22 protein-coding genes, 1 other RNA gene, 1 pseudogene and 1 riboswitch are annotated in these 24,335 nt (G+C 30.3%); of the genes and pseudogenes, 20 read left to right on the top strand and 4 right to left on the bottom strand.

The annotated features are described in order from the left end of the window. A pseudogene (locus VLM92_RS06310) lies at window positions 1-213 on the top strand (methyl-accepting chemotaxis protein); the annotation flags it as partial. A gap of 72 nt (window positions 214-285) precedes the next feature. Here VLM92_RS06310 and dapD read toward each other — a convergent pair. The 4 genes from dapD to VLM92_RS06290 form a co-directional block, all read right to left on the bottom strand. After that, window positions 286-1,002, bottom strand: coding sequence for a 2,3,4,5-tetrahydropyridine-2,6-dicarboxylate N-acetyltransferase (dapD, locus tag VLM92_RS06305; RefSeq protein ID WP_325275497.1), 717 nt, complete (start codon window positions 1,000-1,002; stop codon window positions 286-288). A gap of 17 nt (window positions 1,003-1,019) precedes the next feature. Next, window positions 1,020-1,766, bottom strand: a complete 747-nt coding sequence (gene dapB, locus VLM92_RS06300) for a 4-hydroxy-tetrahydrodipicolinate reductase (RefSeq protein WP_325275496.1) — start codon at window positions 1,764-1,766, stop codon at window positions 1,020-1,022. Window positions 1,767-1,774: 8 nt separating this feature from the next. After that, on the bottom strand, window positions 1,775-2,653 hold the full coding sequence (gene dapA, locus VLM92_RS06295) for a 4-hydroxy-tetrahydrodipicolinate synthase (RefSeq protein ID WP_325275495.1): 879 nt from the start codon (window positions 2,651-2,653) through the stop codon (window positions 1,775-1,777). Between the two features lie 137 nt (window positions 2,654-2,790). Further along, on the bottom strand, window positions 2,791-3,792 hold the full coding sequence (locus VLM92_RS06290; RefSeq protein WP_325275494.1) for an aspartate-semialdehyde dehydrogenase: 1,002 nt from the start codon (window positions 3,790-3,792) through the stop codon (window positions 2,791-2,793). Between the two features lie 260 nt (window positions 3,793-4,052). Beyond that, window positions 4,053-4,223, bottom strand: a riboswitch (Lysine riboswitch). A gap of 198 nt (window positions 4,224-4,421) precedes the next feature. Between VLM92_RS06290 and VLM92_RS06285 the strand changes: the two genes are divergently transcribed. The 19 genes from VLM92_RS06285 to VLM92_RS06195 all read left to right on the top strand — a co-directional run. Further along, window positions 4,422-5,540 carry an amidohydrolase gene (locus tag VLM92_RS06285; protein WP_325275493.1) on the top strand — a complete coding sequence of 373 codons (1,119 nt, stop codon included), beginning with the start codon at window positions 4,422-4,424 and terminating at the stop codon, window positions 5,538-5,540. 76 nt (window positions 5,541-5,616) lie between these two features. Beyond that, window positions 5,617-5,871, top strand: coding sequence for a small, acid-soluble spore protein, alpha/beta type (locus VLM92_RS06280; RefSeq protein WP_325275492.1), 255 nt, complete (start codon window positions 5,617-5,619; stop codon window positions 5,869-5,871). After that, window positions 5,858-6,604, top strand: coding sequence for a class I SAM-dependent methyltransferase (locus VLM92_RS06275; protein ID WP_325275491.1), 747 nt, complete (start codon window positions 5,858-5,860; stop codon window positions 6,602-6,604). The genes VLM92_RS06280 and VLM92_RS06275 overlap by 14 nt, the downstream gene beginning before the upstream one ends. Before the next feature lie 25 nt (window positions 6,605-6,629). Continuing rightward, window positions 6,630-7,505, top strand: coding sequence for an Hsp33 family molecular chaperone HslO (hslO, locus tag VLM92_RS06270; RefSeq protein ID WP_325275490.1), 876 nt, complete (start codon window positions 6,630-6,632; stop codon window positions 7,503-7,505). Between the two features lie 149 nt (window positions 7,506-7,654). After that, window positions 7,655-9,001: an RNA polymerase factor sigma-54 gene (rpoN, locus tag VLM92_RS06265; RefSeq protein ID WP_325275489.1), complete on the top strand. Its 1,347-nt coding sequence runs from the start codon at window positions 7,655-7,657 to the stop codon at window positions 8,999-9,001. Window positions 9,002-9,141: 140 nt separating this feature from the next. Further along, on the top strand, window positions 9,142-10,164 hold the full coding sequence (locus tag VLM92_RS06260; RefSeq protein ID WP_325275488.1) for a sugar-binding transcriptional regulator: 1,023 nt from the start codon (window positions 9,142-9,144) through the stop codon (window positions 10,162-10,164). A gap of 66 nt (window positions 10,165-10,230) precedes the next feature. Continuing rightward, window positions 10,231-11,238 carry a type I glyceraldehyde-3-phosphate dehydrogenase gene (gene gap, locus VLM92_RS06255; RefSeq protein ID WP_325275487.1) on the top strand — a complete coding sequence of 336 codons (1,008 nt, stop codon included), beginning with the start codon at window positions 10,231-10,233 and terminating at the stop codon, window positions 11,236-11,238. Window positions 11,239-11,450: 212 nt separating this feature from the next. Then, entirely contained in the window at window positions 11,451-12,644 is a 1,194-nt protein-coding gene (locus tag VLM92_RS06250; protein WP_331681701.1) for a phosphoglycerate kinase, read from the top strand. Window positions 12,645-12,815: 171 nt separating this feature from the next. Further along, a complete protein-coding gene (gene tpiA / locus VLM92_RS06245) occupies window positions 12,816-13,559 on the top strand; it encodes a triose-phosphate isomerase (RefSeq protein WP_325275485.1) in 744 nt (247 codons plus the stop codon). 13 nt (window positions 13,560-13,572) lie between these two features. Further along, window positions 13,573-15,102 (top strand): 2,3-bisphosphoglycerate-independent phosphoglycerate mutase, encoded by a 1,530-nt coding sequence (gpmI, locus tag VLM92_RS06240; protein ID WP_325275484.1) that lies wholly within the window; start codon window positions 13,573-13,575, stop codon window positions 15,100-15,102. Window positions 15,103-15,281: 179 nt separating this feature from the next. Then, window positions 15,282-16,574: a phosphopyruvate hydratase gene (eno, locus tag VLM92_RS06235; RefSeq protein WP_325275483.1), complete on the top strand. Its 1,293-nt coding sequence runs from the start codon at window positions 15,282-15,284 to the stop codon at window positions 16,572-16,574. 169 nt (window positions 16,575-16,743) lie between these two features. Further along, on the top strand, window positions 16,744-16,971 hold the full coding sequence (gene secG / locus VLM92_RS06230) for a preprotein translocase subunit SecG (RefSeq protein WP_325275482.1): 228 nt from the start codon (window positions 16,744-16,746) through the stop codon (window positions 16,969-16,971). Window positions 16,972-17,428: 457 nt separating this feature from the next. Further along, complete coding sequence (locus VLM92_RS06225) at window positions 17,429-17,740, top strand: DNA-binding protein (RefSeq protein WP_325275481.1); 312 nt, start codon at window positions 17,429-17,431, stop codon at window positions 17,738-17,740. Window positions 17,741-18,011: 271 nt separating this feature from the next. Continuing rightward, window positions 18,012-20,177 carry a ribonuclease R gene (rnr, locus tag VLM92_RS06220; RefSeq protein WP_325275480.1) on the top strand — a complete coding sequence of 722 codons (2,166 nt, stop codon included), beginning with the start codon at window positions 18,012-18,014 and terminating at the stop codon, window positions 20,175-20,177. Window positions 20,178-20,375: 198 nt separating this feature from the next. Beyond that, window positions 20,376-20,831, top strand: a complete 456-nt coding sequence (gene smpB / locus VLM92_RS06215) for an SsrA-binding protein SmpB (protein ID WP_325275479.1) — start codon at window positions 20,376-20,378, stop codon at window positions 20,829-20,831. A 140-nt stretch (window positions 20,832-20,971) separates the two neighbouring features. Beyond that, window positions 20,972-21,318, top strand: a transfer-messenger RNA (tmRNA) gene (gene ssrA, locus VLM92_RS06210). Between the two features lie 142 nt (window positions 21,319-21,460). After that, a complete protein-coding gene (locus VLM92_RS06205; RefSeq protein WP_325275478.1) occupies window positions 21,461-22,876 on the top strand; it encodes a 3'-5' exonuclease in 1,416 nt (471 codons plus the stop codon). A 9-nt stretch (window positions 22,877-22,885) separates the two neighbouring features. Continuing rightward, entirely contained in the window at window positions 22,886-23,557 is a 672-nt protein-coding gene (locus tag VLM92_RS06200) for a DarT ssDNA thymidine ADP-ribosyltransferase family protein (protein WP_325275477.1), read from the top strand. Between the two features lie 18 nt (window positions 23,558-23,575). Then, a partial coding sequence (locus tag VLM92_RS06195) for an ADP-ribosylglycohydrolase family protein (protein WP_325275476.1) occupies window positions 23,576-24,335 on the top strand: 760 nt, incomplete at its 3' end.

Raw genomic sequence — 24,335 nt, 5'->3', positions numbered from 1 at the left:
AAAGCATCTGATGAACAAGCTAGTGCCATTACTCAAGTTACATTAGGAGTAGAACAAATTTCAGAGGTAGTACAAACTAATTCTGCAACATCAGAGGAAAGTGCTGCTGCTAGTGAAGAATTAAGTGGACAAGCACAGATGCTGAAATCACTTATTGAGAACTTTAAATTAAAAGATACACATAGTTCTCATAAATATATAAATTTTAATTAGGAAAGGGAGTATCTCTTATAATAAAATTCATTTGAGATACTCCCTTTTTATACTTGAAAATAAAGTTGAATTTTAATCTAAATCTCTTAATCCATCCATAAGCTTAGTCTTATCGCAAGTTTTTTCATCTTTCATTTTTATTACTCTTGCAGGAGATCCAGCAACAACGCATCCAGGCTCAACGTCATGAGTAACAATAGCACCAGCTGCAACTACAGCACCTTTTCCAACTTTAACACCCTCAAGGATTACTGCATTAGCACCTATCATAACATCATCTTCTATTATTACAGGAGAAGCAGACGGTGGCTCTAAAACTCCTGCAACTACAGCACCAGCACCAAGATGAACGTTTTCACCAATAATTCCTCTAGCACCAATTACAGCATTCATATCTATCATAGAATTATCACCAATCACAGCACCTATGTTTATAATAGCCCCCATCATAACAACAGCGTTTTGACCTATAGTAACCATATCTCTAATCACAGCTCCAGGTTCTATACGTGCATGTTCATGTAAATAGTTATAAACGGGTATTGCTGAATTTCTTCTATCATATTCAATATGCATATCTTCAATATGATCTTTTTTATCATCTAGAACTTTCATTATCTGTTCATAATCACCGATTAAAGTATAAGAACCATTAGACCCAAATACTTTAAAATTATCATTTTTTTCGAATTTTAAGAAATGACCATTTATATATATTTTAACAGGTGTTACTTTTTTTGAATCTTTTATATATTTAGCAATTTCATAAGCATCATTTAAATTTATCATTAGATATCTCCTTTTAATTAACTTAGCATATTATCCATATTGTAGTATCCAGGAACTTGGCTAACTAAATACTTAGCAGCAGTTATAGAACCTTTAGCAAAAATATCTTTAGACTGAGCAATATGTTTTAACTCAACTATTTCATCATGTCCTGCATATATAACATCATGCTCTCCAACTATAGTTCCACCTCTTACAGCGTGTATACCTATTTCATATTTATTTCTTTTAGCTTCACGCCCATATCTACCATAGTTGTATTCAATAGTAGGTAAAACTTCTTTAACAGCATTAGCAATCATAATAGCAGTACCACTTGGAGCATCAACTTTTTTATTATGATGTTTTTCTATAACCTCAATATCAAAGTCATTTAACATTTTAGTAGCTTCTTTAACTAATCTTAATAAAACATTAACCCCTAAAGACATATTAGAAGAATGGAATATAGGTATAATTTTAGAAGCTTCTTTTATTTTATTTAATTCATCCTCATTATAGCCTGTAGTAGCTATTACTAAAGGGGTTTTGTTTTTAAGAGCAAAAGATAAAACATCATGTAAAGTAGAGTGATGAGAAAAATCTATTATTACATCAGCACTTTCTGATATATCGATCATTTTAGAATATAAATTAAATGAAGTATCTTCATTTTGGTTTAAAGAAACCCCGCAAACTAATTCTAATTGTTCATCTTCTTGAACACATCTAGTTAAAACTTTTCCCATTTTACCTAGACATCCATTTACTATAACTTTTAACATAGTTCCTCCTATAATTTTAACCCTCTATTAACTAATTCTTGCTTTAATACTTCTAAGTTTTTCTCATCCATTTCTGCAAGCGGAAGTCTAAGATTTCCAACTTTAAATCCTAATAAATTCATTGCAGTTTTTACTGGAATTGGATTTACTTCTATAAATAAAGCATCTATTAATGGTTTCATATCAAGTTGTAATTTTCTAGCACCTTCTATATCACCATCAAAGAATTTTTGTACTAAATCATGAGTTTCTTGTGGACAAACATTAGCAAGAACAGATATAACTCCGCTACCACCAACTGATAATAATTGAAGTATAGAATCATCATTTCCAGAATATATAGCAAAATCATCAGGAACTAATCTAGCTATCTCAGCAACTTGAGCTAAATCCCCGCTAGCTTCTTTAACAGCTACTATATTATCTATTTTAGCAAGTTCAGCAACCATGCTAGGTTTTAAATTCATAGAAGTTCTTCCAGGAACATTGTAAAGTATTATAGGCAATTCAACACTTTTAGCTATTGTTTCAAAGTGAAGTTTAAGACCTTTTTGATTAGCCTTATTGTAATAAGGAGTTATAACTAGTAATCCATCAACACCTAGTCTTTCAGCTTCTTGGCTTAAATGAACAGAGTGCATAGTATTATTTGAACCAGTACCTGCTATAACAGGTATTCTTTTGTTAACTTTATCTACAACATATTTGATAACGGTAAGTTGCTCTTCATCACTCATAGTAGTAGCTTCTCCTGTGGTACCACAAACAAGTAATGCATCAGTATTATTTTCAATATGGTATTCAACTAATTTCCCTAATGTTTCAAAATCAACACCTGTTTCAGTGAAAGGTGTAACTAAAGCAACCGCAGAACCTTTAAATATCATGTAAAAAACCCCCTAATTATATAAAAAATTTACCTTTATAGGCATTTGATAACGTTATCTTGTTTAGATTAAAAAATATCGTAACTTATAAATGAAGTTATCTTTAAATCATATGAAGTTACATTTAATAAAAATTACTATTGTACTAAATCATAAGATAATAATAACTCAGCTATTTGAACTGCATTAGTAGCAGCACCTTTTCTAATATTATCAGCTACAACCCACATATTAATTCCGTTATCAACGCTAAAGTCTCTTCTAATTCTTCCAACAAAAACTTCGTCCTTTCCACTACAATCAATAGCAGTAGGGTATTCGTTGTTGCTAATATTATCAACAACTACAACTCCAGTCATTTCTTCAAGAGTTTTTACTAAGCTAGATAACTCGAAAGCTTCTTCAAATTCAATATTTATAGACTCGCTATGACAATTTTTAACAGGTACTCTTACAGTAGTAGCTGTAATTTTCATATCATAGTTATCCAATATTTTCATAGTTTCATTTATCATTTTTAATTCTTCTTTTGAATAACCAGTATCAGTAAATACATCTATATGAGGTAAGCAATTGTAAGCTATTGGATGAGGATAGAACTTATTATCATCACCTTTAACTCCATCTTCTAAATCTTGTATTCCTCTAACACCTGAACCAGAAACAGCTTGGTAAGTAGAGTAAACAACCCTTTTAATCTTATATTTATCATTAAGAGGCTTAAGAGGTACCATTGCTTGTATAGTTGAGCAGTTAGGATTAGCTATTATACCTTTATGATTTTTCACGGCATCAGGATTAACCTCTGGAACTACTAATGGAACTTCAGGGTCCATTCTCCAGTAACTAGAGTTATCTACAACTATAACTCCTTTAGATGCAGCTATAGGAGCAAATTTTGCACTTATTTCTCCGCCAGCTGAGAATAAAGCTATGTGTATATCTCTATCGAATACATCTTCTTTTAATTCTTCAACTATATAATCGTGTCCGTTGAAAGTAACACTAGAACCTGCTGATCTAGCTGAAGAGAATAAGTATAAAGTATCTATAGGAAATTGTCTTTCTTCTAATACTTTTAAAAAAGTTCTTCCAACCATGCCAGTAGCACCAACTATAGCTACATTTATTTTTTTCATAAAAAATACCCCCTAAATTAAATTTTTATATACTAAAGTAATATAATTTAATTGTTTTAATAAACCAGAAGCAAGTTGTTGTCACTTTATTTAAACAAAAGACCTAAAATACATGTCAATTGACTAAAGTGAGATACAAGGGTGAAGCGAATTTTATATAAACAACTTCATTGGTATATATTATATTCCAAAATGTTAAAAAAATGCAAAAAAACGTGCAAAGGCATACTTTACACGTTTAATTTACGATACATCAAAGTAAACCTTGGAGCTCACCACTTAAATAATAAGTGACAGTCTTACATATATTCTATGTAAGCCCAGAATATACCTTTGCAAAATATAATCTTCGGCCATAATTCCTTTCTCCAATAATCTACACTTGCCAGCTCCTATCGGATACTAATAATTACAGCGCCTCTACCTTAGGTTAGAAACTATTAAATTTTATTAACATTTATAATAGTACAAGTAAAAGTAAAAATCAATAATATTTTTAAATTTATAATTATTAAGATAAATTTATATAAAATATAAAACTTTTTCTTGAAATAATATAGTAAATAGATACAATAGATATAATATATTTAATTCTATAACAATTTATGAAATTAAGGAGGTTTGAATTAATGGACAATATTTTAAATTTAAAAGATATAGTTTTTAATCATAGAAAATATTTAAATTGTATTGCAGAAAGAGGTAGAGAAGAATTTAAAACTTCAAAATATATAAGAGATTACTTAGATAAAATAGGCGTAGAATATGACACGTATATAGGAACAGCTACAACTGGAATTATAAAAGGTAAAATAGGAAATAAGACGATTGCATTTAGAGCAGATATAGATGGATTAACAACAGAACATGGTGTAAAACACTTATGTGGGCACGATGGGCATACTAGTATATTACTAGGCTTAATTGAATTTATAAATGAGAATCAAGAAAAATTAAATGATAATATAGTATTTATATTTCAACCAGCAGAAGAAGGACCAGGAGGAGCAAAAGATTTAATACAAGAGGGTATAATGGAAAAATACAAGATAGATGAAATTTATGGTCTTCATATATATCCAGAAATAGCAACAGAATATATTGGTATAAGAGAAGGATACTTTATGGCTCAAATAGGGGATTTTGATATAGATATAGTTGCTAAAAGTGGTCATGGAGCTATGCCTCAAAATAGTATAGATGGAATTATTATAGCAGCAAATCTTATTAATAGCCTTCAAACAGTAGTATCTAGAAACGTAAGTCCTATTGATAGTGCAGTATTAAGTATAGGGATTATAAATGGTGGAACTAAGAGAAATATAATTGCTGAAAATATAAATTTACAAGGAACTATAAGGACATTTGATCCTAAGGTATATGTTAGTATGAAAGAGAGAATGAAAGAAATATGCAAGGGAATAGAGTTGGCTTATAATTGTAAAATAAATGTTGAAATAAGAGATGATTATCCATCAGTAAATAATGATAAAAATTTATGTAAAGAATTTGTAGAAGCTGTGGGAAGTGATAGAATTATAGCGTTAGATCCACTTATGATATCTGAGGATTTTTCTTATTATCAAAAGGAAGTTCCAGGATTATTTTTTATGTTAGGTTCAAGAGATGAAGAAAAGGGACTTGTTAATGGACTTCATAATATAAACTTTAATTTTGACGAGGAAGTTTTAATTAATGGACTAGAGACTTATATTAAATTATTAAAATTTAAAAAATCAATAAACTAAAAAATTCTACCCCTTTAAATACTTGTATAAATTTTGTTTATTTGACAAAAATACAAGATATAAAGGGGTGTTTTTTATGAATAATGAACTTTTAAATAAACCAGGCAAAAAAAGTAAGAGCAATAGTAAAAAGAGTAAAATATTGACAGATAATGATATAATGAAATATGAGATAGCATCAGAACTTGGGTTACTAGATAAGGTTAGTGAGCAAGGCTGGGCAGGACTTACAGCAAAGGAAGCTGGAAGAATTGGTGGGATACTTACATCACGAAAAAAACAAAAGAAGAAGATGATGGAGGAAACAAATAAAGACGATGGATCAATATAAAGATTTTGCATTCATTTACGATGAACTTATGAATGAAGTTGATTATAATGGATGGGTTAAATATATAGAAGACATAATAAAAGACGAAAATGTAAAAGTACAAAATATACTAGAATTAGCTTGTGGTACAGGTAATTTAACAATACCTTTGACTAAGAAAAATTATGATATAGCAGGCATTGATATATCAGAAGAAATGCTTAGCGTAGCTAGAGAAAAAGCTGAAAAAGAAGGTGTTGAATTAGTTTTACTTCAACAAGATATAGCAGAATTAGATTTTGACGTAACAAATCTAGACTGTATATTATGTGCTTGTGATGGATTTAATTATATAACTTATGACGATGAGTTAGAAAATGTATTTGCTAAAAGTTATGAGTTATTAAAAGAAGAGGGAATCTTTATATTTGATATAAGCTCATACTATAAACTATCATCTATACTTGGAAACAACATGTATGGAGAAAATAGAGAAGATATAGCTTATATGTGGCAAAATTACTTTGATGATGAAGAAAATCTAGTAGAAATGGAATTAGCATTTTTTATAAAGGATGAGGATGGAAAATTTGAAAGATTTGAAGAAGTACATCAACAAAGGGCTTACACAGAAGAAGAAATAGTAGATATGCTACAATCATCAGGGTTTAGCAATATAAAAACTTACGGAGACTTTACATTTGAAAGTCCAAAAGAAGATAGCCAAAGAATATTCTTTATATGCAAAAAATAAATTTCATTTAGAGGGAGGAATATTAGTGAAAGATTACGTAGTAAGAGCAACAGCAGGAGATGGACAAGTAAGAGCTTTCGTAGCAACTACTACAAACATGGTAGAAGAATCAAGAAAGTTACATAATACTACAAAGGTTGCAACTGCAGCATTTGGTAGAACCTTAACAGCTACATCTATGATGGGCTTAATGATGAAAAATGATGGAGATAAATTAACAGTTATAATAAAAGGTGGCGGACCAATAGGAACTATACTTGCAACATCTAATGCAAAAGGTATAGTAAAGGGATATGTAGAAAATCCAAATGTAGAAGTACCTGATTATGAAAATGGAAAGTTAAATGTAGCAGCAGCAGTAGGAACTAGCGGAGTTGTTAGGGTAACTAAAGACTTAGGCCTTAGAGAACCTTATAATGGTGCATATCCACTAGTAAGTGGAGAGATAGCACAAGACTTAACGCACTACTTTGCACTATCAGAGCAAACTCCATCAGTAGTAGCACTAGGAGTTCTTACTACAGGAATGAAGGTAGAGCATGCTGGAGGGTTTATAGTTCAATTAATGCCAGATGCTACAGAAGAAACAATATCTAAATTAGAAGAAAATGTAGCTAAATTAACATCTATAACAAATATGATGAGTGATGGAAAAACTCCACAAGATATACTAAACATAGTACTTGAAGGATTAAATCCTAGGATATTAGATAAAATAGACGTTGGATTTGAATGTGAATGTTCAAAGGAAAGAGTACAAAAAGTATTAGTAGCTATAGGAAAGAAAGAGTTAGCTTCAATAATAGAAGAAGAAAAAGAAGCTGAAATCGGATGTCAGTTCTGTAATTCAAAGTACAAGTATTCAGAAGAAGAACTTTTAGCGATATTAAAAGATATGTAGTGCCAAAACCCTTTTATACAAGATATATGATAAAATATACTTGTACATGAGGGCTTTTTTATTAAATAAAAAAAGCATCATATAAGTGATTTAATATAGGTATATAAATAAAGTAAATTTTTAATACAAAGAATTAGGGGGTGGAAATTATGAATTTTAATCATAGTCTAGAATTGACACAATCTCAAAAATTAACAATGACAACTGGACTAAAGCAATCTTTAACTATATTAAATATGAACAAGTTAGAGGTAGAAGAAGAAATAAAAAGAGAGTCAGAAGAAAATCCATTATTAGAAGTAGAGAGAATTGGTGAGATAAATTGGGAAGAATATATAAAAGATATTGAAAAAACAATTAAACTGGATAGAAATGAAATTAATTATAATCCAGATAATGATATAAATTTAGAGAATATGATTAAATATTCATCAAGTATATATGAACATTTACACCTTCAAATAAACTTATATAAGTTAAGTGATAAAGAAATGGAAGTTTGTGAATATATTATAGATAGCTTAGATGAAGATGGATACTTAAGAAGTGATGAAAATGAAATAGTCGATATATTAAAAATTGATAAGGAACTATTTGAAAGTTGTTTATTAAATATTCAACAATTAGAACCAAGTGGAGTTGGTGCTAGAAATTTATCAGAATGTTTAATAATTCAAATGCAAAATCTCGGAGTATATAATGAGATTTTAGAAGAGATAGTTTCTAAAGACTTAAATTTAATAGCTAGTAATAAGTACAAAGAAATAAGTAAAAAATATAATATGTCATTACAAAAATGTGTAAATTTAATTAACATAATTAAAATGTTAGATCCAAAACCAGGTAGATCATGTTGCATAGAAAAAAGCATATATGTACAACCGGATGTAATAGTAGAAAAAATTGATAATGAGTTTGTTGTTTATAGCAGCACAAATGATACGTGTAAAATAAAAATTAATAATTTTTATAGAGAAATTTTAAAAAATTCACAATCAGATGATGATGCAAAAGAATTTATAAAAGAAAAATTGAATTCAGCCACAGGACTGATCAAAAATATAGAAAATAGAAAAACTACAATACTAAGAATTGCAGAACAAATTGTAAAATCACAAGAACAATTTTTCAGAAAAGGAATTAAGTACATAAGACCAATGAGAATGAAGGATATTGCAGAAAAATTAGATTTTCATGAATCTACAATTAGTAGAGGTGTAAATGGGAAATATATGCTAACTCCATTTGGTATGTTTGAATTTAGGTATTTCTTTACTAGTGCTCTTGAGACAAAAGATGACATTTGTGCATCTAGTACAAGTATAAAAAAAATAATAAAGGAGAAAATAGAAAAGGAAAATAAAAAGAAGCCATTGAGTGATGACCAAATAGCTAAATTACTTAAGGAAGACGGGGTAAATGTTGCTAGGAGAACGATTGCGAAATACAGGGAAGAATTAGGGATTTTATCGTCTAGTAAGAGAAAACAATACTAGAAAATAAAAAAATATAAAAATATTACAAAAAGTATTGAAATATATCCTTAATTCATTTAAAATAAAATTATCTTGTGGGACTAAAATAAACTAAAGGGACAAAAAATGTCCCTGGCTAAGAATCTAATAAGGAGCAGGATATGAAAAACTTATTAAAAATTCAACAAAGATTAATTCCACAAGTTATAGAGCTTATGGAAAGAAGGTACTCTATTTTAAGACAAATATCTTTGAGCGAACCAATAGGCCGAAGAACATTATCAAATGTTTTAGGCATTAGTGAAAGGATAGTAAGATCAGAAACTGAATTTCTAAAGGAACAAGGTCTTATAGATGTAGCAGTATCTGGAATGACCATGACTCAAGATGGTATAGAGTTTTTAGAAGAACTTAAAGATATGATGAATGACGTCATGGGATTATCAACGCTACAAGAAAAGGTAAGGGAAAAGCTTGGCATAAAGAAAGTTTTACTAGTACCTGGTAGTTATGATAATAATCCAAGTTTAATAAAAGATGTAGCTAGATGCGGTGCTGAGTATTTCTTAAACATCTTAAAAGATGGAGACATAGTTTCTATAACAGGTGGAAGTACTATGCTAGAGTTCTCAAATGTTATGAAGACTGATAAAAAATATGAATCAGTAACTGTAGTTCCTGCAAGAGGAAGTATGGGAAAAGATGTTGAAATTCAGTCAAATAATATAGTAGCAACAACTAGTAAAAAGTTAAGCTCAAATTATAAATTGTTACATATACCGGATGAGTTAGGTGAAGAAGCAATGAAAACACTTACTCAAGAACCAGAAATAAAAAATACACTAGATATAATTGAAAAGACAGATGTATTAGTTTTTGGAATAGGAATTGCTGATGAAATGGCTACAAGGAGAAAGCTTCCAAAAGAAAAAGTTGAGGAAATAGTTGAAAAAGGTGCAATAGGTGAGGCCTTTGGACATTACTTCAATGAAAAAGGCGAGATAGTTTGCAAGTTGAATACAGTGGGTATTCACTTAGAAATATTTAAAAATATTAAAGAAAACATCGCGATATTTGCAGGTACAAGGAAAACGGATGCTTTGATAGCTATGACAAATATAAATAAAAATATAGTACTTATAACAGATGAAGAAAGTGCTAAAAGGATTTTAGAATTATCATAATAAATGTTACTAACTAGCATTGCTAGTCATAATATACACACTATTACTTTATATGGAGGTAGCAAAATGGTTAAAGTTGCGATAAATGGATTTGGAAGAATAGGAAGATTAGCATTAAGAAAATTAATGGAGCAAACTGATAAGTTTGAAGTTGTTGCAATAAATGACTTAACAGATGCTAAGACTTTAGCACACTTATTCAAGTATGACTCAGCTCAAGGAAGATTCAATGGTGAAATAGAAGTTAAAGAAGGAGCTTTCGTAGTTAATGGACAAGAAATAAAAGTTACTGCTGAAAGAAACCCAGCTGATTTACCATGGGCAGAATTAAACGTAGATATAGTATTAGAATGTACTGGATTCTTTACTTCTCAAGAGAAAGCTGGACTTCATTTAGAAGCTGGAGCTAAGAAAGTTGTTATATCTGCACCTGCTACAGGGGATTTAAAAACAGTAGTATTCAACGTAAATAACGATGTATTAGATGGAAGTGAAACAGTTATATCAGGAGCTTCTTGTACTACTAACTGTTTAGCACCAATGGCTAAAGTATTAAGCGATAAGTTCGAATTACAAAAAGGATTCATGACTACTATACATGCTTACACTAATGACCAAAATACATTAGATGGTCCTCATGGAAAAGGTGACTTAAGAAGAGCTAGAGCTGCTGCTGCTAATATAGTTCCTAACACTACAGGAGCTGCAAAAGCTATAGGTTTAGTTATACCTGAATTAAAAGGTAAATTAGACGGAGGAGCTCAAAGAGTTCCAGTTATAACTGGTTCATTAACTGAATTAGTTTGTACTTTAGGAAAGAAAGTTACAGTAGAAGAAATAAATGCTGCTATGAAAGCTGCTTCTAACGAATCATTTGGATATAATGAAGAAGAATTAGTATCTTCTGATATAGTAGGAATAAACTACGGTTCATTATTCGATGCAACTCAAACTAGAGTTATGGAAGTAAATGGAGAGCAATTAGTTAAGGTTGTTTCTTGGTACGATAACGAAATGTCTTACACTGCTCAATTAATAAGAACATTAGGATACTTCGCTAGTTTAGCTAAGTAATTTCATATAAGTCCAAGTTTGTAGTTTGATACTACAGGCTTAGGACTTTTTTAAAAGTAATATTTAGATAAAATTACAAAAAAAATGTGATATACTAAAGTGGTATATGATATACTAAAGCAGTGTGTTATATACTAAAATGGGTGTTATAAAAAATTAATATGCTTAACAATGGGTTAGCTTTATTTTTAAAAGGAGATATAAATATGTCAATGCTTAATAAAAAAACAATAGAAGATATAAACGTATGTGGAAAAAAAGTTTTAGTAAGATGTGATTTCAATGTACCGTTAAAAGATGGTGTAATAACTGATGAAAACAGATTAAACGGAGCTTTACCAACTATAAAATATTTAATAGAAAATGGAGCAAAAGTTATATTATGTTCTCACTTAGGAAAACCAAAAGGGGAAGCTAAGCCAGAGTTATCTTTAGCGCCGGTTGCTACTAGATTATCACAAATGTTAAATAAAGAAGTATTATTTGCTGCTGATGATAACGTTGTAGGGGAAAATGCAAAAGCAGCTACAGATAAAATGGAAAATGGAGATGTAGTATTATTACAAAATACTAGATACAGAAAAGAAGAAACTAAAAATGAAGAAAATTTCTCGAAAGAATTAGCTTCATTAGCTGAAATATTCGTAAACGATGCATTCGGGACTGCTCATAGAGCGCATTGTTCAACAGTAGGTGCGGGTGAATTCTTAGAAGAAAGAGTTTGTGGATATTTAATACAAAAGGAATTAAAGTTTTTAGGAGAAGCAGTTGCAACTCCAGTAAGACCTTTTACTGCAATATTAGGGGGAGCAAAAGTATCGGACAAGATCGCTGTTATAGAGCAATTATTAGAAAAAGTAGATAACCTAATAATAGGTGGAGGAATGGCGTATACATTCTTAAAAGCTCAAGGATACGAAATAGGAACTTCATTAGTTGAAGAAGATAAAGTAGAATATGCAAAAGAAATGATGGAAAAAGCAGAAGCTAAAGGTGTTAAATTATTATTACCAATAGACAATGCTGTTGCTGACAAATTTGCTGATATATCTCCAGTTATAACTGAAGATGCTAATATACCAGCTGGTCATATGGGACTTGATATAGGACCTAAGACTACTGAAGAATATGTAAACACAGTAAATAATTCTAAGACAATAGTATGGAATGGGCCAATGGGAGTATTCGAATTTGAAAACTTCGCAAGTGGAACATTAGCTGTTGCTAAAGCTATGGCAGCATTAACTGATGCTACTACTGTAATAGGTGGTGGAGATTCAGCTGCAGCTGTTAATCAATTAGGATTTGGAGACAAGATGACTCATGTATCAACAGGTGGTGGAGCATCTCTAGAATTCTTAGAAGGTAAAGAATTACCAGGAATAGTAGCTTTAAATAATAAATAAATTTGAAAATTATCGTAAGGCATTTAAATATGTCACACATTTATATAAACATGACCACAGTTTAGTTTTACCAATGGTAAAACTACCTTATAAATTAAAATATTAAATCAAGAGGAATCTGAGTATTTCAGATTTCTCAAAGGTTTAATCCAAAGTGGGAGGAATAGTAAAATGAGAAAACCTATAATAGCAGGAAACTGGAAAATGCACAAAACTATAGCAGAAGCTTTAGAATTTGTGAATGAAGTTAAAGATAAAGTAAATAATGATAAGGTAGAAGCTGTAATATGCGCACCTTTCACATTATTAAAGGATTTAAAAGAAGCAACTAAAGGAACTAACATAAAGATAGGTGCTCAAAATATGCACTTTGAAGAAAGTGGAGCATTCACTGGAGAAATATCACCTCTTATGTTAAAAGAAATAGAAATGGACTATGTTGTAATAGGACATTCAGAAAGAAGACAATACTTCAATGAAACTGATGAAACTGTAAATAAGAAAGTTTTAAAGGCATTAGAAGTAGGTATAGATCCAATATTATGTTGTGGAGAGACTTTAGAAGAAAGAGAAGCAGAAGAAACTAAATCAGTTTGCAAAGTTCAAGTAGAAAAAGCTTTAGAAAATGTATCTAAAGAAGATATAGCTAAAGTTGTAATAGCTTATGAACCAATATGGGCTATAGGAACTGGAAAAACTGCAACTAGTGAAGATGCTAATGATGTAATAGCTTATATAAGAGAAGTTGTAGCTGGACTTTATGGCGAATTAGCTAACGAAGTTAGAATACAATATGGTGGAAGCGTTAAGCCTGCAAACGTAGCTGAAATAATGAACCAAAGTGACATAGATGGAGCTTTAGTTGGTGGAGCTAGTTTAGCTGCTAGTGACTACACAGAGCTAGTTAATTTCTAAGGAGAAACAAAACATGAAAAAACCAATCGCATTAATAATAATGGATGGATTTGGTGAAAGTAAAATAGCAGAAGGAAATGCTGTTTTAGGTGCCAAAACTCCTAATTTAAATAAAATAGTTGAAGAATATCCTCATACTTTAATACAAGCTAGTGGATTAGATGTAGGTCTTCCAGATGGACAAATGGGTAACTCAGAAGTAGGACACACAAACATCGGGGCAGGAAGAATCGTATATCAAGATTTAACTAGAGTTAGTAAAGCTATAAATGATGGAGACTTCTTTACAAATGAAGTTTTATTAAAAGCTATGGAAAATGCAAAGAGTTACTCTCTTCACTTAATGGGATTATTATCTGATGGAGGAGTTCACTCTCATATAGATCATTTAAAGGCACTTATAAAAATGGCTAAAGAAAATGGTGTACAAAATGTATTTGTTCATGCTTTTACAGATGGAAGAGACACTGACCCAAGAAGTGCTCTAGGATACATAGAAGATATAGAAAACTACATGAAAGAACTTGGAGTAGGTAAATTTGCTTCAGTTTCTGGTAGATACTATGCTATGGATAGAGACAAAAGATGGGAAAGAGTAGAACTTGCATATAGTGCAATGGTTCAAGGAAAAGGAAATACTGCAACTAGTGCTAAAGAAGCTGTTCAAAATTCTTATGATGAAGATAAGAATGATGAGTTTGTAATGCCTACAGTTATAGTTGAAAATGATCAACCAGTAGGACTTATAAAAGAAGATGATTCTATAGTATTTGGTAACTTTAGACCAGATAGAGCTAGAGAAATAACTAGAGCTTTAGTAGACACTGATTTTGCAGGATTTGAAAGACCTAACATGAAAACATTTTTCGTATGTTTAACTACATATGATATAACTATAAAGAATGTACATGTGGCATTTAAACCACAAAGTCTTGAAAATACATTAGGTGAATATTTAGCGAAGAATGGAAAAACTCAATTAAGAACAGCGGAAACTGAAAAGTATGCGCATGTTACATTCTTCTTTAATGGTGGAGTAGAAGAACCTAATGAAGGTGAAGACAGATTATTAGTTCCATCTCCAAAGGTTGCAACTTATGATTTACAACCAGAGATGAGTGCTGATGAATTAACAGAAAAAGTACTTGCTAAAATAGATGAAGATAAATATGATTTTATCGTATTAAACTATGCTAACCCTGATATGGTAGGACATACAGGAGTAGTAGAGGCAGCTGTAAAAGCTGTTGAAACTGTTGATACATGTGTAGGAAAAGTTGTTGAAAAAATACTTTCAAAAGGTGGTCAAGCTTTAATTACTGCTGACCATGGTAATGCAGAACTTATGCAAGACCCAGAAACTAAGACAACTGTAACAGCACATTCAACAAACCCAGTACCATTTATAGTAGTAGGTGAAGAATTAAAATCTGCTAAGTTAAAAGAGGATGGTAGATTAAGTGATATAGCACCTACGGTATTATCAATAATGAATTTAGAGCAACCACAACAAATGACAGGTCACTCTTTAATAATAAAATAGTAAATAAAAATATTTAAAAAATTATATGAAAATTAAAAATTTACCCATCAAAGAAATTTTTATATAATATGAAAATTATTAGATTTACTACATTAGCAATGAGAAGTAATACAACAAAGTAAACAAAAAATTTAAGTTGAATTAAATCAACTACTAAAAACCGAGAGGAGATATATAATATGTCAGTTATCGAATTAGTATACGCTAGAGAAGTATTAGATTCAAGAGGAAATCCAACTGTTGAGGTTGAAGTAGTATTAGAAAGTGGAGCGACTGGAAGAGCTATAGTTCCATCAGGAGCTTCTACAGGAGCTTTCGAAGCTGTTGAATTAAGAGATGGAGATAAGGGAAGATACTTAGGAAAAGGTACAGAAAAAGCTGTAGCTAACGTAAATGAAATAATAGCACCAGAATTAGAAGGAATGGATGCAACTGATCAACCAGGAATAGATGGTTTAATGATAGAATTAGATGGAACTCCAAATAAAGGTAAATTAGGAGCTAATGCTATATTAGGTGTTTCTATGGCTGTAGCTAGAGCTGCTGCTGAAGAAGTAGGTTTACCATTATTCCAATACATAGGTGGAGTAAATGCTAAGCAATTACCAGTACCAATGATGAACATAATAAATGGTGGAGAACATGCTGATAATAACGTAGACGTTCAAGAGTTCATGATATTACCAGTTGGAGCTCCAACATTCAGAGAAGCTTTAAGAATGGGTGCAGAAGTATTCCACTCTTTAAAGAAAGTTTTATCTGACAACGGATTAGCTTGTGGTGTAGGTGACGAAGGTGGATTTGCTCCAAACTTATCATCAAACAGAGCTGCTTTAGAATTAATAGTAGACGCTATATCTAAAGCTGGATACGAGCCAGGAAAAGACGTTATGTTAGGACTTGATGTTGCTGCTACAGAAATGTACAACAAAGAAACTCAAAAATATGTTTTAGCTGGAGAAGGAAAAGAATTAACTGCAGCTGAAATGGTTGATTTATACGAAGATTGGTCTAACAACTTCCCAATAATAACTATAGAAGATGGTTTAGATGAAGAAGATTGGGATGGATGGAAGTTATTAACTGATAGATTAGGAAACAAGTTACAATTAGTAGGAGATGACTTATTCGTAACTAACACTGAAAGATTAGAAAGAGGAATAGAAGCTGGTGTAGGGAACTCTATATTAGTTAAGGTTAACCAAATAGGTACAATAACTGAAACTTTAGATGCTATAGAAATGGCTAAGAGAGCTGGATACACTGCAGTTATATCTCATAGATCTGGAGAAACAGAAGATACTACTATAGCTGACTTAGCAGTAGCTGTAAATGCTGGTCAAATAAAGACTGGTGCTCCATCAAGAACTGATAGAGTTGCTAAGTACAACCAATTATTAAGAATAGAAGAAATAGTTGGAGAATCTGCTAGATACTGTGGATTAAAATCTTTCTACAACTTAAAGAAATAATTTGATTTTAAGAATTAAATCAATATAAGCTAAAGGGCCTTAGGAATATCTAAGGTTCTTTGTTTTTATAAATATAACGCAAAAACACATACCTTGAATGCACTAATTTTATGTGATATATTAAAGAGTGAGAAAAAATGGCAATACATAAATGAAAGGAGAGTAACACATGGATATAGGAATAATATTAATGAGTGTACAAGTAGTATTAAGTATAGTTCTTATAGTAAGCGTAATGTTACAAGACACTAAGGGTGCAGTGCCTTCGCAATTTGGTGGAGAAGGTAACCAAAGTTACTTCAAGCCAAAGGGTAAGGAAGCTTTTTTTGGAAGAGTAACAAAAATATCAGCAGTAATATTTTTCTTAAACGCAATAGTAATGCTTTTAATTAAGTAATATTAAATAATTGGCCGTTATTTAATAAGATGTTTAAGATATGATTTAGAAATTAAATTTGATTTTTAAAGGAACAACTACGTTTATGCGTAGTTGTTTTTATATTACGTATCATTAGAATAATCAATATCTATTAAAATTATTAAAACTTTTATAACAGTGAGGTATTTAGTATAGATACTAATATTAGTATGAAAATCGTATATATAAATAAGAAATAGTTAATTAAAGAAGAGTTTAAACATAAACTAAATCACAGAATATGATATAAAAGTAAAAACTATCAAAAAAAACTACTTTTTTTAAAACAAATTTTGAAAATAAATAATTAAAAGTGTTGAAATATAAAGGAATTTAATAGATTTTTTTAGATCAAACTTACAAGGATTTTAAATAATAATAGAGAAATAAATTGTTATGATTGTTACAAAACTATGGAAACAAGGGGGATAAAATCATGGCAATGTTTAAAATGAAGTATGAGGATGATTGGAAAAAAAACTACATATTAGAGTTTAATCAAATGAGAGATGCCTATGAAAAAAAATTACAAAAAAAGCAGATAGAAATTGATACGTTAAAAGCAGATATAACAAAATTAAGAAATAGTAAAAATACTTTAAAGCCTAAAGAAAAGCAAATAACAGATACAGATATACAAAACATAAAAGATTTAAGATTGTGTGGATTAAGTTATAGTGAAATTTCAAATAAAACGAGATGGAGCAAAGCTACAGTAAGTAGAGTATTAAATGGTCTATATGATTAAAATATAAACTTGAGAATAAGACATGGATTGAATCATGTCTATTTTTTTATGCAAGGGAATAATTAATGTACATAAGTTTGATTTACCAAAGTATTCCAATAGTGTATAATAAGAAATTGGTAATAATATAATTAAGTGTAAATATGTTAAGAAACTAAGTGAAATAAATTAATATCAATTATAAGATAAATTAATCATAATATAATATAAGAAAATTTAATAGTTATACAGTTTAGATAGATATAAAATACAAAATATAGGAGGAAACGTAATGTTACCAGGACTTAAAGAACGTCTATTAGGACTAATAAAAGAAGACGCATACAACCCTCTAAAAAAAGAAGAATTAGCATTGATATTTGAGATACATGCATCTGAAATGCCAATGTTTTATAACTTCTTAGATGAATTAGAAGAAGACGGATATATATGCAAGACTAAAAAAGGAAAAATAATAGGACCGAAAGGGATGGGATACTTTGTGGGTAAATTTGTATCTCATAGAAAAGGATTTGGATTTGTAGAATCTGATGAAGAATACACTCAAGATTTATTTATACCAGCAAGTGATATAAATGGAGCTATGCATAATGATAGAGTTATGGCAGAAATAGTCACACCTGCAACAGATGAAAGAAGAGCAGAAGGTAGAATAATAAAAATTATCGAAAGAGAAATAACTCGAATAGTTGGAGTATTCCAACCAAATAAAAACTTTGGATTTGTTGTTCCAGATAATAAAAAGTTTAATAAAGATATATATATACCTAAAAAATTCTTTAGCGGTGCAAGAGAAAATGATAAAGTTGTTTGTGAAATAACTGTGTGGCCGCAAGAAGATAGAAAGCCAGAGGGTAAAATAGTAGAAATATTAGGTCAAAAAGGTGAAAAAGAAGTAGAAATAGCGTCTATAATAAGAGCACATGGATTACCTGAAGAGTTTCCTAAAAAAGTGCTAGATGAAGCTGAAAATGTGGCTGTAGAAATACCACAAGAAGAGGTTGATAGAAGATTAGATATAAGAGATATGAAAACATTCACTATAGATGGTGATGATGCTAAAGACTTAGATGATGCTATATCTATAGAAGTATTACCTGATGGAAACTTTAAATTAGGAGTACATATAGCTGATGTTACTCATTATGTAAAAGAAAAAAGCAAATTAGACAAAGAAGCTTTAAAAAGAGCAACTTCTGTTTACTTAGTTGATACAGTAATACCAATGTTACCTAAAACACTTTCTAATGGAGTTTGTAGTTTGAATCCATTTGAAGATAAACTTACATTATCAATATTTATGGAAATAGACCGTAAAGGTAATGTTAAAAAATATGATATAAAAGAAACTATAATAAATTCAAAAGCTAGAATGACTTACACAGAAGTATCAGACATATTAGAAAAAGATGATGAAAAGTTAAAAGTTACATTTGCTAATTTAGTAGATGATTTTAAAACTGCAGAAGTTCTAGCTAGAATACTTATGGAAAGAAGAACTAAAAGAGGCGCATTAGACTTTGATTTCCCTGAGGCTAAAATAATTTTAACTAAAGAAGGAAAAGTTGCAGACATAAAGCATTATGAAAGAAGAATATCTAATAAGATGATAGAAGAGTTTATGCTTATAAGTAATGAAACAATAGCAGAGCATTATTTCTGGCTAAACTTACCTTTCGTTTATAGAATACATGAGACTCCATCACCAGAAAAGATGCAAGATTTAAGTAAATTTATATCTACTTTTGGATACACTATAAAAGGTGATTTAGAGCAAGTTCATCCAAAAGCATTACAAGCAATAATTGAACAAATAAAAGGAAAAAGAGAAGAAGAAGCTATAAGTACTATAATGCTTCGTTCTTTAAAACAAGCTAGATATTCACCAGATTGTAGTGGACACTTTGGTTTATCAGCTAAATATTATAGTCATTTTACTTCTCCGATAAGAAGATATCCTGACTTACAAATTCATAGAATTATAAAAGAGCAATTAAACAATAAGATTAATCAAAAAAGACAAGAACAACTTACTAATATAGTTGACTATGCTTCTACTCAATCATCAGAAAGAGAAAGAGCAGCAGAACTTGCAGAAAGAGATGTTAAAGACTATTATAAAGCTGTATATATGGCTGATAAGGTTGGAGAAGAGTTTGATGGTATCGTATCAAGTGTAACATCATTTGGTATGTTCATCGAATTACCTAATACTGTTGAAGGTTTATCAAGACTTGCTAATATGAATGATGACTATTATATTTATGATGATATGACATATACTATAATGGGAGAACGAACTAAGAAAACTTATAGAATAGGTGATCCTGTAAGAATTAAAGTTGATAATGTAAATGTTGATTTAAGAGAGATAGATTTTAAAATACTTTATAAAATAGAAGATAAAGAAAATGAACAAGAAAGCAATGAAGAATAGTTAAAATCAAGTGGGTCGTTAGTTACGACCCACTTGAAACAATATAGATTCTGCAGTATAAATTGGAATAGTACTACAAGTAATGTGGGATAATAAGGATATAACTTATATTGACTAATGAGTATATATATGGTATATTTTACTATAAATATAGTTTAATGTTAGTGAAGAAATTTTAGGTTAAGAAGGTGAATTCGTATGGTAGGAACAAAAGTATTAGCTACAAATAGAAAAGCAAGGCATGAGTATTTTATAGAAGAAACTTATGAATGTGGAATTGAATTAAAAGGTACAGAAGTAAAATCAATAAGGCAAGGAAAATTAAATCTAAGTGATGGATTTGCATCTGTAGATAATAGCGAGGTATTTTTAAAACAAGTTCATATAAGCCCATACGAGCAAGGAAACATATTTAATGTAGACCCTTTAAGAACTAGAAAATTATTACTTCACAAGCATGAAATAAGAAAACTTATAGGAGCTACTACTATAAAAGGTTATTCTTTAATTCCTTTAAGTGTGTATTTAAAAAATGGTAAGGTTAAGGTTCAATTAGCTTTAGCAAAAGGTAAGAAGTTATATGATAAGCGTCAAGACTTAGCTAAAAAAGATGCTCAAAGAAATGTAGAAAGAGAATTAAGAGGTAAATATTAATACTATTAGTAAATTATTCTTTATAATCTAGTTAATTACATTGATTTTTACTATTAAAAGTATTATATTATATATAACAACTGAATACAGATGGTGAAAAAAGTTTGCGAAGCAAAGTCTCAAAGACTATAAACTACCACGGGGGCGTAAAGGTTTCGACGTGGGTTTGGAACTTGGGGCTGCGTGTCGTGTTACTCTGGGTCACGTAAAAACTGGGGAAAAAAATAAACGCAAACGATAATTACGCTTTAGCAGCTTAGTACTGCTCGTCCCGCCTCGCCCTCCTGCCGGCCAGGCCTGGACGTCATTTATGCAGGGAACTACTTTTTGGGTGTCTCGACTCAAAGTGGACTAATTGGGACTGGTCGATCACATAGCATGCCACTGTGCGATGTGTGAGACGAGAACTTAAATCAGATGGCTACACACGTAGATGCAACAGGGAAAAGACTTGCGGACAGGGGTTCGACTCCCCTCGTCTCCACCATTGAAATCCACGAAAAAGTTATTAACGTTTATGTTAATAACTTTTTTTATTGAAAGAAAAACTAAAAAACTCAATATGATTTTGAAATATGAAAATTTTATAATATAATGTAGTTATATAGTAAATAATGGGGGAGGATCATATGGCTTTACCAAAACCAGAAGGATTGCAGAGAGAAGTATTGGCATTACCTAGTAAGGGGCATTATGTAGTTTTAGGTAGTGCAGGAAGTGGAAAAACAACATTAGCAATATTAAGAGCTAAGTATTTGGCTGATGTAGAGTGTGAAGAGGGTGAAAGGGTTTTAATTGTGACTTTCAATAAGTCACTAGTTACTTATTTGAAACATATGGGTCTTCATCCGACAGATAATATAGAGATACAAAATTTTCACAGGGTAGCAAGAGGATATTTATCTAGTAGAAATTGCTTATCTTATGGAGATATAGTACCAACCGGTGAATATAAGCGAAATAATAAACTAAAAATAATACAAGAAGCTATAAATGAGCTACAAGAAGAAATAAGTTCTGTAAATAGAGAGACTGAATTTTTTTATGAGGAAATAGCTTGGATACAGAAAATGGGAATTAGGTCTTATGAAGAATATAGAAGTACAGAAAGAATAGGAATGACTTCATCTAGGGTATCAAGAATTCAAAGAGATATAATATTCAAATTATATTTAAAATATATGGAAATTAGAGGACAGAAAGGCTTCAAATATGATTGGGATGATATAGCTTATTATATGGATAAAGAATTAGAAGAAGATCATAGTAAGAGACGATATAAACATATTATAATTGATGAAGGTCAAGATTTCTCACCTGTTATGCTAAGGTCATTAGTAAAATTAGTTTCTAAAGAGGGTAGTTTAACATTCTTTGGGGATGTTGCACAACAGATTTATGGGAGTAGAATTTCATGGAGAAGTGCAGGGATAAATATGAAGAAAATTTGGAGATTTGATCAAAACTATAGAAATACTAAAGAGATAGCAGAATTAGCATTAGCAATATCACAACAAAAGTATTTTAAAAAAGATCCAGATTTAGTTTTGCCTAAATTTCCTAGAGCGTTAGGCCCAAAGCCAGCGATAATAAAATTTAGTGCGATAGAGGAAGAATTAAAATGGATTTTAAAATATGCAGTTAAAAATTCAAAAAATTCTACTATAGCTATATTAGAGAGAAATAGAGAAAAGGTTAATTTAGTAGAAAATAAATTAAAAGAATTAAAGGTAAAATACCAAATACTAAGTGGAGATATGAATAAGTGGAATGAATTGCCAGGTATTACTATAGGAACTTATCATTCAGCTAAAGGGTTAGAATTTGATATGGTTATAATTCCATTTTGCAATACTGAAAATATACCAGATAAATCTAAAATTTTAGCATGTGAAGATAGAGAAGAGGCATTAAGTGAAGATATAAAACTTATTTATGTATCAGTTACTAGAGCTAAAAGAGGGGTTATGATAACATACACAAATAATAAAAGTGAGTTAATACCAGATAATATTAACAATATATACCAAGAATTTAATTTTTAGGGGGGAAAAATGAATAGTTTATTAGAAATTATAGAACAAAGAGGAATAACGAGATTATGTCATTTCACAAAATTAAATAAGGTGTTACATATATTAGCAGAAGCAGATGGAATAAAATCGAATATATTTATAGAGGAAGGTATAATTCAAAAAAATGATAAGAATCGATTTGACGGTCATGAAGATTATATAAGTACGAGTGTTCAATATCCTAATATTTGGTACTTAAATAGAGTCAAAGATTTAGACCCATTATTTAGAAAATGGGTTATATTATGTATAGATCCGTCAATAATTTTAGATAAAAGAACTTTGTTTTGTGAGACAAATGCAGCAACTAGGAATGGACGATTGTTAAAAGAAGGTGTAGAAGGTTTTGAAAATATGTTCAAAGAAATTATAAATGTCAAAAGATATCTTAAAAGAACTAGTAAAATGTTAAAATGTAGTCCTACAGATGATCAAGCTGAGGTTATGATATATGGTAGTATACCAAGAGATAGAATTACAGGTATAATAGTTCCAAGTGAAAAAGATGTAATTAATTTAACAAAAGCTATGGAGTTAGCGTATATAAATATAGAGATACCTATAATTGTAGCACCAGATATTTTTACTACTAAATTTAGCAGTGAAATAAGAGAAGGGATTACTCCAGATGAAAAACTAATAAAAAAATAATATATAGAGGTGAAGATAATGGAATCATACATAAGAGATAAGTTTGTAGGTTCTTTATTGTGGGCAATTATTGGAGACGCATTGGGATGGCCAAATGAACAAAATTCAAATAGAATAAAAAATAATGCAAAAGAAATAGACAGTAATAATTTTGTTAATTGGGAAAAAAGATGTGGGGGAAGGTTTTACCCTTATATGGACAGAATTGAAGCTGGTTCTTATAGCGATGATGGTCAGTTGTTGATATCAACTGCAAGGAGTTTAGTTAGTTCAAATGAATGGTTTACATGTTTTACAAGAATAGAGCTTCCTTTTTGGTTATTATATGAAAGAGGAGGAGGAGGAGCGACATTAAGAGCTTCTAAACATTGGTTAGAGGGTAAAAGTCCATGGGAATCTGAGGATAAAGAAAAATACTTTAATGCAGGTGGAAATGGAGCTGCTATGAGAATTCTACCTCATGTAATATACAATATAGATGATGAAATGGAGGGTATGACTCAAGTATTTATGAATAGTATTACCACTCATGGAAATCCAAGAGCTATATTAGGTTCTTTATTATATTCAAAAGCTTTATATTACTTATTTAAAGCTAATGAAACTATAAAATATGGAGAACTAATAGATTATCTTATTGAAACTAAAGACAATTGGTCTATAGTGCCGCAAGTAGATAGATTAGAGTCATGGAATCGAGCGGTAGACAGTGTATACAAAGGAAAATATATAGAATTATGGAATAAAACTGTAGATGAAACAATTAATCTTTTGTATG

This window comes from Romboutsia sp. (assembly GCF_035470145.1).
Taxonomy (GTDB): Bacteria; Bacillota; Clostridia; order Peptostreptococcales; family Peptostreptococcaceae; genus Romboutsia_D.
This window is presented reverse-complemented; position numbering and strand designations above follow the sequence as displayed.